An 11,365-nucleotide genomic window follows, 5' to 3' on the forward strand; every position below is an offset into this window, starting at 1 on the left:
CCTCTATTTAAATTGATTTAAAAATCTTTTATCATTGGTATATAACTCTCGAATGTCTTCAATACCATATTTAATCATTGTAATTCTTTCAATTCCAATGCCAGCTGCAAACCCGTTCATCATATTAGTATAACCAGCAGATTTTAAAACTTTATCATTTAACATGCCTGCTCCCAAAACCTCAATTCATCTATTTTTAAAAAAAATATCAACCTCAACACTAGGTTCTGTAAATGGAAAATATGATGGACGAAGCCTAATTTTTATGTCTTCCTCAAGTACATAAGAAAGCATTTCTTTCAATGTATACATTAATGACGCAAAGGAAACATTACCCACGCTCACTAAATCAAGTTGTGTAAATTGGTGAGTATGTGTTTTATCTTCTTCATCATTTCTATAAACCTTACCAATGGCAAACTGTGAAAATTCCTTATTAGCAAATTTCTCAAGTGCACGAGCGCTTATTCCTGTATTATGTGTTCTTAAAAGCTCATTATTATTTAAATATAAGGAATCCTGCATTTCTCGCGCTGGGTGTGATGCAGGAATGTTTAAATTCTCGAAATTATATCTATCATTTTCAATTTCAGAATAACTTAGCTCAATATAACCATTAAATAAAAGCCACTCTCTAAATTTTTGAGAAACAAGATTAACGGGATGAATTGAACCTTCATTTTCAACAGGAGTGGCATAATCCACAAAATCTTTTTCTAGTTGTTTTTGGATTTCTAAATTATTAAGTTTATCCTTTGCTATATCAAAAAAGTCTTCTGCTTGTTTTTTTAATTCTTGAATTTTTTTACCTATTTCTGGTTTTAATTCCTTAGAGGCTGTTTTTAATTGCTCCATTAATTGTTTTAATTCAGGAGAATTATTAAATTGATTTTTAATATTTTTTAAGTCTTCTAAATTATTGATTTTATCCAAATTAAACATTATTGTTCTCCTTTTTTTTAACTATTTCTCAGTATTGTTTAACTTTCTTTTCTCAACCTTGGCCTTGATATTCATATGTCTTTAAATTTATCAATTCATTGGGCAGATATTGTTGCTGGACTCAATGATAAGGATAATCATGAGGATACTTATATTTCTCTTTTTTAAAACTTGCAGACAAATTAAATTCCTTAAGATAGTAAGGAGGCTGATAAATTAAATTACGTTCCAATATTTTTTTAGTTTGTTGTATAGCAAGATATCCTGAGTTTGATTTGGGGCTCAAAGAAATATTAAGAATTGCAAAACCAATCGGCAAATAACCTTCTGGTAATCCTAATCGCTCGAAACTTTCAATTGCTGCTAGCGTTTGTGGGCCGACCATTGGATTTGCTAACCCAACATCTTCATAAGCGGCGCATAACATTCGACGAAATAAATCGCTAGTGTCCCCAGTTTTTAAAATTAATAGCCCTCAATACAAAGCAGCATCAGGATCGGAACCTCGCAATGACTTATGAAAAGCACTTAGCAAATCATAATGATTATCGGCATTATTATCACTTGCAAAATTTATTGAGGGGACCAACTCTTTAATTTTTCCCAATGTAATATTATCACTTGTGCTAAGTTTACTTATAAGATCAACAATATTTATGGCTCCTCGAAAATCGCCGTTAGCCTGTGTGGCAATAAAATCTTGTATTTCAACATTTTTTAATCAGTCGAATTGCATTTGTATAGATATCTGTTGTAGTCTTTTTTTAATATCTTGTTGCGTTGGAAAATCCATTTCAATAATATGAGTTCTTGAACGCAATGCTGGTTGTATTTTAAAATAAGGATTTTCAGTAGTTGTGGCATAAATGGTAATAAAACCGTCTTCTAAGTAAGGCAACAAAATATCTTGTTTATCTTTATTTAATCTATGTAGCTCATCAATTATTAAAATGTCATTATTTTTGATTTTTGTAAGTAAATCATCCTTCTTATCAATAGCAGCATTAAAAAAATCATAATTAACATTCATTTGATTAGCAAGAATTGAAGCTATTGTAGTTTTACCACAACCTGGTTTACCATAAAAAATAAATGAAGAAAGATCTTTATTTTTGATTATAGAATTGAAAAGGTTTCTTTTAATTTTTGAACAAACAAAATCATCTAAATTATTAGGGCGCAACTGATTAGATAGGTTTAATTTCATATTACTAATTATAATTGAAATTAAAAAACTATAAGAATATTCTATGATGGTGTTTTAAAAGCAACTCTCATTCAATTTTACCAATAAAAAAGCGCACACTTTCGTGTGCACTTATTTATAAAATAAATTTATTTTGTTTCCTGTGTTGTAGTATCAACCACTGGTTTTGGGGTTGCTTCCTTCTTAACAAATTCTTTTTTAACTGGACCAATATAAGGCAAAATAGCAACTAATCTTGCTCTTTTGATTGCCAACGCTACCGCTCTTTGGTGTTTAGCACATGTTCCAGTTATTCTTGAAGATATAATTCTTCCTTGTAGATTTACTAATTTTGATAATAGTTCTTCATTTTTATAATCAACATAAGCAACAGGTAATTTATTTGAACAAAATTGACATGGACGTTTACGAACGAATAATTTCTTACGAACAATTCTCGCCATTTTTTTCTCCTTTATTTAAAAGTCTCAACTCAAACCATCTATGGCATCATCAACATCACTTGTATGTTCCGTAGATGCTTGTTCACTAGTTGGAACCTTGTTATTTTCTTCATTGGAAATGCTAAACTCTTTAAAATTATTTTTTCTTCTAGCCTCAGTAACTTCTCGCGATTCAAGAGATTGTATTTTATCAGCACTAACAACATAATTATTAATTAATTGCCCATTTTGATCAGTTGTTCTTGTTGATTGGAAAGTTCCCTCAACTAGCATCAACGACCCTTTATCTAAAAATTTGTTAATAAATGATGCATTGCTTCTTCACGCTACGCATGGAATAAAATCCGCAACAGGTTCAGAGTTAGGCGTCGAATATGTTCTAGTTACAACGATTGTAAACCTTGAATATTCAACGCTTGAAGCAGTAATCCCCTTATATGGCTTTGAAGCTAGTCTTCCGACTAAAATAACTTTGTTCATAACTTTTGCCTCCAATAAAATAAAATTAACTATTTAGCCACTGGTTGTTGTTTTTTAATGTATGGTCTTCTTTGTTCATTTCTTCTATCATTTGATGTTGCTTCTTTGTTTTCATTTTTATCAAATGATCTTCTATTTTCAAAATTTCTTTTTGTAAATCTTCTTTGTTTTCTTGGCTTCAAACCTTTTTCTGAATTTAAATTAATAATTAATGATCTAATAATTGACTTATCAATATTAAATTTTCTTGTTAATTCTTTTATTAATTCAGGTTGTGCACTTGTTAAAATCAAGAAATATGTTGCACGTGTTAATTTGTTAATTGGATACGCTAATTCAGTTCTCTCTAATCTTTCGAATTTTGTGTTTTTTTCATCTAATACTGAGAATACTAAATCTTTAACACTTTCTTCTGTTGATGTAGGGTTAACTAGAATCATAATTTCATATTTTGACATTATAGTTCTCCTTTTGGACTTTTGGGCCTTTATATTGGCCAAGGAGTCTCACCCTTTTGTTAATAATTTTTTAAAATTAAAATATTTTAACCTAATTATTTTACTAGAAAATATAGGGATTTTTTCAATATATAAATTTTATGGTTAAGTTACACAAAACACAGCTATTTTTCTAGTTCTTCAAGAATTTTCTTTGTTGTTTTAAATTGAAACTTTGCGACGTTATATAACTCAGAAATCCCAAATTTCTTCACAAAACTAACTCCTTGTTTAATAACCAAATCGCTTGCTCCAAGTATAAAATCAAAGCCATCATAATTAGCTTTTTGAGCTTCCATCTTTTTAAGAAGAATATATCTTGCTAAAATGGAAGCGCAAGCCACGGATAAAAATTTATCCTCAGCTTTTGTTTCTTGTACCAAACTAATTCTCTCAAAAATATTCTTCTTGATAAGATTCTTATTATAAAGGTTTGCTATATGCTCATTGAACTTATTCAATGTTGTATATTGGTCAATAACAACTTTTTTATTATTTTTTACAATATTCTGCAATCTATCAATTGAATTCATATGAATAAGAGTTTTAACTGCATTATTATTAATTCCAAACTTAATCAAGTTATTATAACCCTTCTGGCTCATTGTTGTATCCTTAAACAAAACAACATTATTTTTAATAATGTATTCAGCAATCCCCATTATCTTAGAATCACTAAGTTTTTTACTATCCTTAACGCCAAGATTTTTAATTAATTGAATATTTTCTTCCGGAATAAAACAAGCAACTGAAACAATAGGAGCAAAATAATCGCCTACTCCCGTTTCATCAACGCCAATATAATCAGAATCTTTTGTCATCATATTATTTTTCGTCTTTATTATAAAAATTATCGGCTTTTACAGTTTTTAAATTCTTCTTTGATTCATTTTTTAGGTTCTTAGCCATTTCAATATATTTATCTGGATTATCTAAGAATTCATCAATAAAGTATCCAACAGCTCCTTCTTTATTTGTTTGAGGCATCACAACTGTCGAAACCTTCTTAATTGCTTGCTCAGCGTTCGCAGGGCAAACCCCCACATTGCCGATTTCATACATGCTCAGATCGTTATATGAATCTCCCATTACAATGGTATCGTCAATATCAATGTTGTAATATCTCATCATTAAAGAAATAACCTTACCTTTATCAACTCCAATAGATGTAATATCAAAAACAGGGCTTAATCCTTCACCTTTTGATCAAGATGAAAATTCGCCAAGATCTCCATATCTTCTTTTTAAATATGTTAACAAATCAAGAACATCAGTTGTAGGTTGACAATCAAAAACTATTCCTGTTGGTTTTAAGGGTAATTTTTCCAAATTTATTGATTCGCGGAATTTTGTAGCTTGATTAAAACCAAAGACCTTCTCTAGGTTCGGATCTCTATGCATTAATTGAACTCAGTCCGGCCCTTCAATAGCATAATTTGAAATTTCTTTTTTAACTTTTTGATCACCTAAAATGTATAAAACCTCATTCAAATCAAGATATGTTATTGTTGGTATAAAGAATGGATCTGCAGGATTATGTATATGAGCTCCATTATAATTACCCACAATAGCGTTTAATCCAAGTTTTTGATAAACCGGCATTGTGCTTCTTCATGGTCTACCAGTTATGATAGATACAATATGTCCTTCCTTAATAGCTCTCTTGATTGCTTCTTCTGTTTTAGGGTGAATAGTTCCAGCACCAGAATCTGCTAACAATGTACCATCAAGATCAAGAGCAAATAAAAATCTTCTATTATTTGATTCTTTATTAAAAGCCATTTTTTTCCTTTCTTCAAAATTTAAATATTTATTTTCTTTAAAAATAAGGTAGAAAATAGAAAATGAGACACATAGTCTCTCTTTCTATTTCTTTGTTCCAAAAATACGGTCACCAGCATCTCCTAAACCAGGAAGAATATAGTTATTTTCATTTAATTCTTCGTCTTTTGAAGCTAAATAAATATCTACATCAGGATGCTCAATATTAACCTTGTTAATCCCTTGTTCAACACCAACCAAACATATAAGTTTAATGTTTATAAAACCTTGTTTTTTTAATCTACTAATAGCATCGCAAGCCGATGAACCTGTTGCCAACATTGGGTCAACAATAATTACATAGCTATCCTTCTCAACATTAGGAATTTTAAAAAAATACTCAACTACTTGTGTGGTTTCCTCGATACGATACATTCCAATATGACCAACTCGAGCTTGTGGTACTAAATCCAATATACCATTAACCATACCAAGACCAGCACGCAATATAGGAATAATGACAATCTCCTTATCCAATTGCTCGCCATGAAAAATTGAACCTGTTGGTGTTTTGACCTCTAACGGCTTAGTTTGATAATCTCTTAACATTTCATAAACCATTAAAGATGCTATTTCATTAAGATTTTGCCTAAACTCATTATGAGTGGTGTTTTCGTCTCTCATCTTTGTCAACTTAGCATTGATAAGAGGGTGTTGAAAAATTTTTACCATATTTTGTCCTTACTTATTTGTTAAATTTTTAACTAGTAATTTGAACTATTATCTACTTTACCTTCGATAATTGTAACTGATTTTGAGGTACCTAGTCTATTAGCGCCTAATTCAACCATTTTTAATGCATCATCCTGTGATTTGATTCCACCAGATGCTTTAATTAATAAATTATCCTTAGCGACTTCCTTCATAATTTTAATATCTTCAAAACTTGCTCCTCTATATGAAAAACCAGTTGACGTTTTAATAAAATCAGCACCTGATTGTAATACTATTTCAGTTGCTTTAGCAATTTCTTCATTTGTTAGTAGTGCTGTTTCAATAATTACTTTTAAAACTTTATTACCACAAACTTCTTTAATTGCTTTAATTTCATTAAGAACATATTCATATTGTTTGTCTTTAAAACGCCCAACATTCATAACCATATCAATTTCATCTGCACCGTGTTCAAGAGCGATTTTTGTTTCAAAAACTTTAACACTTGCAACGTTATATCCTAATGGGAAACCAATAACTGTGCAAATTAAGACATCAGTATTTTTTAATTGTTCTTTTGCGTATTTAACATAAGAAGGCGCTATACAAACAGATTTAAAGTCATATTTTTTAGCCTCTTCTATTAATTTATCTATATCTTTTGTTGTTCCTGCTTGACCAAGGAAGGTATGATCAATTAACTTATTTAGCATTTTTTTTCTCCTATTTTTTGTTTTTTAATTACATTAATTTAGTTAGAACTTCTTTGGTTTCAAAAGGTTTTGAACCAAACTCAATTTTATCTATTAAATCATTAGATAGCTTTTCATCGATTGGTTTAGATGAATATAAAGTAAATAAAACATCACCTTTTTTAACAAAATCATTTGTTGTTTTATTTAAATAAACACCAGCATCAAAATCAATATTATCCTCTTTTTTGCTTCTTCCAGCGCCAAGTTTCATGGCCACTAATCCAAATTCAATAGCTGAATTAATTTTTAGATATCCTTCATTTTGTGAAATGATTTCAAACTTATATGTTGGATTAAATCAATTAGATTCATAAACTTCATCAACATTTCCGTTTTGCGCTTTAATTCATTCATTGAATTTTTGCAATGCTTTACCATTAGCGATAACTTCTTTAATCATTGCTCTGGCATGTTGCTCATCTTTAGCATTATTTGAAATAGTAAGCAATGTAGCACCCGATGAATATATAATTTCGGTAAAATCTTTAGGACCCATACCTTTTAAAGTATCCACTGCTTCGAGAATTTCAATTTTATTACCAATAGCACGGCCAAGAGGTTTCTCCATATTTGTAATTTCAACTGCAATCTTCTTGTTTAATTTTTTACCTATTTCAATCATTAATTTACCAAGTTTTTCAGCTTGATCAATATTTTTCATAAATGCCCCATTACCGCATTTAACATCTAAAAGTATACAATTTGAACCTGTTGCTAGCTTTTTAGACATAATTGATGAAGCAATTAAGGGTATGGATTCCACAGTGCCTGTAACATCACGTAGTGCATAAATCTTTTTATCTGCTGGAACTAGTCTCTCGTTTTGTCCTACTACTGCAATGTGATGTTTTTCAACAACAGTCTTAAATTGATTGTCCGTTAGAGATATCGTATATCCGGAAATTGATTCAAGTTTATCCAATGTTCCGCCAGTGTGTCCTAGGCCACGGCCAGACATTTTAGCAACTGTAAGACCAAGCGCCGCTAGTATTGGACATAACACAATACTTACCTTATCTCCAACTCCGCCCGTTGAGTGTTTGTCAACAATAGTTGTATTTAAATATGACCAATCAATTGTGTCACCCGAATTTATCATTGCATTAGTTAGATACGATGTTTCTGTTTCATTTAATGAATTTAAACGAATTGCCATAAGAAGGGCTGAAGCTTGGTAGTCAGGAATATTTCCATTAACATAGTTTTCAACAAAGAATTCTAATTCTTCCTTTGTTAATTCTTCTCTATTAGCCTTCTTATTTATGATATCAATTATTCTCATTATTGAAAATCCTTAGCAAGTGCAAGAGCAATTTTCATCATTCCATTAAATGAATTTTGTCTTTCTTCACTAGTTGTAAATTCATTTGTAACTAGATTATCAGAAATTGTTAATAATGTTGCAGCTTTTTTGTTTAATCTTTCAGCAACAGTAAATAAACCATATGCTTCCATTTCTGCACAAACCGCACCACCAGATGTTTCAATTCTTTCGCTAATAGTTTTTTCTGTATAAAATGCATCTTCACTTAAAATTCTTTCAAAATGAACATCCATTCCCAACTTTTTAGCATAATCTAAGATCAATTCATTCAAGTCGTGGCTTGGTATTGCGATATTATTTTTATCTCCTTTAATAATTGAACTTCTAAAAGCTGTACTTTCGCTATATGCAGATGATGCAAGAACGATTTCATAATTTTTTAATTCTGCTTTAAACGATCCTGCTGAACCAATTCTAACGATTGCTTCAACACCATATTCTTTAAATAGTTCATATGCATAAATTCCGATTGATGGAACACCCATCCCGGAAGCGCACACAGAAACTTTGTTTCCTTGATAAAAACCAGTATACATTAAGACATTTCTTACATTAGAAACTAATTCAACATTTTCTAAGTAATTATCAGCTATATACTTAGCTCTCAAGGGATCACCAGGCATTAAAACTAACTTTGCAAACGCATTTTCTTTAGCATTTATATGAGGTGTCATAAAATCTCCTTTTTTCTTATTTTTTTCTTATATATTTCCATATTTTTAATTACATTAAAAATTTTATTACAAAATTAGTTTTTAATTATCTTTATGATATATAAAAGTCCTAACAAATTTGATTATTATCATTTATAAGTGTGGCCCCCTCATTAATTAAATCAATATTTTGATCTTCACTTAAATGATCTCTAAAGAGTAAGCATTGCACATCTTTACCTTGGTCAAGAAACTCATTAATTGTTCCGTTATATTTTTTTTCCAATGAAGAAAGCAAAATTATCTTTTGACATAAACAAGCGTTAATTCTTTGTCTACTATAAAATGCATTTTTAGTTATGTGATATTCACTAGGATATTCGGATATAATTAAACAGTTATCATTTAAAAATTCTTTTAAATTTAAATTGTTTTTAGCATATTCAATTCCACATGGAAGCAATATAATAACCTTAAAATTACGCTTCAAAAATGTTTTTAGGATTTTTTGCTCTAATCCAGTCCAATATAAATTAATAAACACGCTATCATTGTCATTTTTGTATTTTTCTATATATTCAATTATATTTTTAGTTTCATATGATCCTGTTAAGTAGATGCATTGTTGCCTATTGCTTTGTTTTAAGATATTAAGATTTCCTTCATAAAATAATACAAATGGTGGCTTAGTTATATTTAAAAGTTGTTTAGGGTATTCATCATCTAAAATAGTTATAAATTTTTTATTTTTCTCATGAATTTTAAATTTAAATGTATCAAATTCTTCTTCTTTAATTTCTTCCTTATTTTTTATTGCCTTATAAACATCATTTCAATCACCTTTGTATTTAAATATAAAATATAATAGTATTTCGTTCATTCGTCCTCCACATATAAACATAATATGCTAAGAAGATGATTTCTTCAACCAAATTGGGAAAAAACAGTGAAAATAAAAAGACACAAAAATGCCTTTTTATAAAAAGATGAAATTCCATATGCTATATAAAATACATCTCCAATTTTTATCTAAAATTTCGCTAATAACACAACAAAAAGTATACTTAAATGACGTTATAATATTTATATTTGCCTATTCTAGTGTATTTCAAATCTTTTTTGTAGTCTCTATTCTAATGTTGTTTTAATAAATAATTTTTATGAATTACGCTTGCGAAATAGTAAATTTTAAGGAACGATAAAATTACAAATAATGATGATGATAGAAATAGAAATGCTTCTAATACTTCTAGATTTTCATAATAAATTATCGAAATGGCTTTGTGCTTTGGATTTAAGAATTCAGTCGGTTTATTGCTTTTTAGTTTTCATAAAAGAACATCAATTGCATTGAGTAAGGTTGCATCTAGTATAACTGATATCGATAATAAAATTATGTTAATTGCAAATAATATATTAATTATTATTGTGTTCGTTTTAGATATAGTTTTTATTTTTGATTTAAAACATATATATAAGATAACGGAAAATGTGATTAATATTATCCCTAAAACTAAAATTGTGGCTCTAAATCCACTATATCAAAATATTGCTACTGCTTCCTCATGTTTAATGACTTGAGGATAAGATTGCCGGGCTTCATAATCCAAAAAATACTGCGTATATAGAAGTGTTATAATAAAAAATAAAACTACAAATATTGTATAAATGGTTAGTATTGCTATTCATTTTGATTTAGAATTGTTTTTATTTTCCATTATTTATATTCTGTATATCTTCTTTCTAATGATGAAGCAAAACCAAATATTACAAATATAATGTAAGCAATAACCAAAATAGTTACAATAGCAATAATTATTTTCTTCTTTTTACTCATTATTTAATATACCCCTTTTCTTTTAGTAAAAAATTCATTTCATTCCCATCATGTTTAACTCCATTATAGTTAAACATTTCTTTCTAATTTATCTCTTTTCTTATTATTTATTACAAAATTATAATCTCCAGTAACAAGGCGTTATAGTTAGTATAGGTAATAATAATTTCATTCTTTTCATAATTGTTCCTTTTTAACATCCCTACATATTTAATTTTATTCCAAAATATAATGTAGATACCCAATTCACCAAATAATGAAAATTAGTGACTTATTTTTTGTTAAAAAAGATAAAAGGCTTTAGTTTTCGCTTTTATCTCTATAAATTTAATTTTTATATAGTTCTTAAAATTAGACTAAATTTATCAACGCCTAAAAATGCTGTGCATAAAAAAATAAAAAGGCACAAAATGCCTTTTTGCACGATAAACCGCTTTTTGTTCTGTAAATTAACAGCGCCAACTATTTATCTAAACATATTAAAATAATATGCTTCCCGATCTTTATTCATTTATATTAATCAGGTTCCCCTACCAAAATTTGGGTTTCTAACTCATGGAGTTTACATCGTTGCACCTTAACTAAATAAGCTCGTCTCTGTTGCACTAGTCGTCAATTATTTAAATAACTGCCTAGGCTTATTTGGCCTAGCATGATCACTACTTGCATCGCAGCAAGTGCTAGAGCGGATTTTCCTCTACATAAAATAATTATGCAGCAGTTGGCTGTGCATAATTATTTTACTCTATTTT

At 29.0% G+C, this 11,365-nt stretch carries 13 protein-coding genes and 1 other RNA gene; 1 reads left to right on the forward strand and 13 read right to left on the reverse strand.

Annotation, left to right across the window (positions count from 1 at the left end; genetic code table 4):
* Positions 1 to 3 precede the first annotated feature (3 nt).
* The 12 genes from pheS to ACSH4Z_RS02455 form a co-directional block, all read right to left on the reverse strand.
* Positions 4 to 942 (reverse strand): phenylalanine--tRNA ligase subunit alpha, encoded by a 939-nt coding sequence (gene pheS, locus ACSH4Z_RS02400; RefSeq protein ID WP_438340391.1) that lies wholly within the window; start codon positions 940 to 942, stop codon positions 4 to 6.
* Positions 935 to 2,149, reverse strand: a complete 1,215-nt coding sequence (locus ACSH4Z_RS02405; RefSeq protein ID WP_438340392.1) for an AAA family ATPase — start codon at positions 2,147 to 2,149, stop codon at positions 935 to 937. The genes pheS and ACSH4Z_RS02405 overlap by 8 nt, the downstream gene beginning before the upstream one ends.
* A gap of 128 nt (positions 2,150 to 2,277) precedes the next feature.
* Entirely contained in the window at positions 2,278 to 2,592 is a 315-nt protein-coding gene (gene rpsR / locus ACSH4Z_RS02410) for a 30S ribosomal protein S18 (RefSeq protein ID WP_438340393.1), read from the reverse strand.
* 15 nt (positions 2,593 to 2,607) lie between these two features.
* Positions 2,608 to 3,072, reverse strand: a complete 465-nt coding sequence (locus ACSH4Z_RS02415) for a single-stranded DNA-binding protein (RefSeq protein WP_438340394.1) — start codon at positions 3,070 to 3,072, stop codon at positions 2,608 to 2,610.
* A 29-nt stretch (positions 3,073 to 3,101) separates the two neighbouring features.
* Positions 3,102 to 3,530, reverse strand: a complete 429-nt coding sequence (gene rpsF / locus ACSH4Z_RS02420) for a 30S ribosomal protein S6 (RefSeq protein WP_438340395.1) — start codon at positions 3,528 to 3,530, stop codon at positions 3,102 to 3,104.
* 164 nt (positions 3,531 to 3,694) lie between these two features.
* Complete coding sequence (locus tag ACSH4Z_RS02425) at positions 3,695 to 4,393, reverse strand: ribonuclease HIII (RefSeq protein WP_438340396.1); 699 nt, start codon at positions 4,391 to 4,393, stop codon at positions 3,695 to 3,697.
* A gap of 1 nt (position 4,394) precedes the next feature.
* Positions 4,395 to 5,351: a Cof-type HAD-IIB family hydrolase gene (locus ACSH4Z_RS02430; RefSeq protein WP_438340397.1), complete on the reverse strand. Its 957-nt coding sequence runs from the start codon at positions 5,349 to 5,351 to the stop codon at positions 4,395 to 4,397.
* A gap of 84 nt (positions 5,352 to 5,435) precedes the next feature.
* Complete coding sequence (gene upp / locus ACSH4Z_RS02435; RefSeq protein ID WP_438340398.1) at positions 5,436 to 6,062, reverse strand: uracil phosphoribosyltransferase; 627 nt, start codon at positions 6,060 to 6,062, stop codon at positions 5,436 to 5,438.
* A gap of 32 nt (positions 6,063 to 6,094) precedes the next feature.
* Positions 6,095 to 6,757, reverse strand: a complete 663-nt coding sequence (gene deoC, locus ACSH4Z_RS02440; RefSeq protein WP_438340399.1) for a deoxyribose-phosphate aldolase — start codon at positions 6,755 to 6,757, stop codon at positions 6,095 to 6,097.
* A gap of 28 nt (positions 6,758 to 6,785) precedes the next feature.
* A complete protein-coding gene (locus ACSH4Z_RS02445; RefSeq protein WP_438340400.1) occupies positions 6,786 to 8,081 on the reverse strand; it encodes a thymidine phosphorylase in 1,296 nt (431 codons plus the stop codon).
* The gene (deoD, locus tag ACSH4Z_RS02450; protein ID WP_438340401.1) at positions 8,081 to 8,797 is read right to left on the reverse strand and encodes a purine-nucleoside phosphorylase; all 717 of its coding nucleotides are present in this window, start codon (positions 8,795 to 8,797) and stop codon (positions 8,081 to 8,083) included. The genes ACSH4Z_RS02445 and deoD overlap by 1 nt, the downstream gene beginning before the upstream one ends.
* A gap of 109 nt (positions 8,798 to 8,906) precedes the next feature.
* Positions 8,907 to 9,656 (reverse strand): DNA-processing protein DprA, encoded by a 750-nt coding sequence (locus ACSH4Z_RS02455; protein WP_438340402.1) that lies wholly within the window; start codon positions 9,654 to 9,656, stop codon positions 8,907 to 8,909.
* Between the two features lie 395 nt (positions 9,657 to 10,051).
* Here ACSH4Z_RS02455 and ACSH4Z_RS02460 point away from each other — a divergent pair, with 395 nt between their 5' ends.
* A complete protein-coding gene (locus tag ACSH4Z_RS02460; protein ID WP_438340403.1) occupies positions 10,052 to 10,363 on the forward strand; it encodes a hypothetical protein in 312 nt (103 codons plus the stop codon).
* 671 nt (positions 10,364 to 11,034) lie between these two features.
* Here ACSH4Z_RS02460 and rnpB read toward each other — a convergent pair.
* An RNA gene (rnpB, locus tag ACSH4Z_RS02465) (RNase P RNA component class B) lies at positions 11,035 to 11,346 on the reverse strand.
* Between the last annotated feature and the right edge of the window lie 19 nt (positions 11,347 to 11,365).

The organism is Mycoplasma sp. 125 (genome assembly GCF_051549845.1).
Classification (GTDB): domain Bacteria; phylum Bacillota_I; class Bacilli_A; order Mycoplasmatales; family Metamycoplasmataceae; genus Metamycoplasma.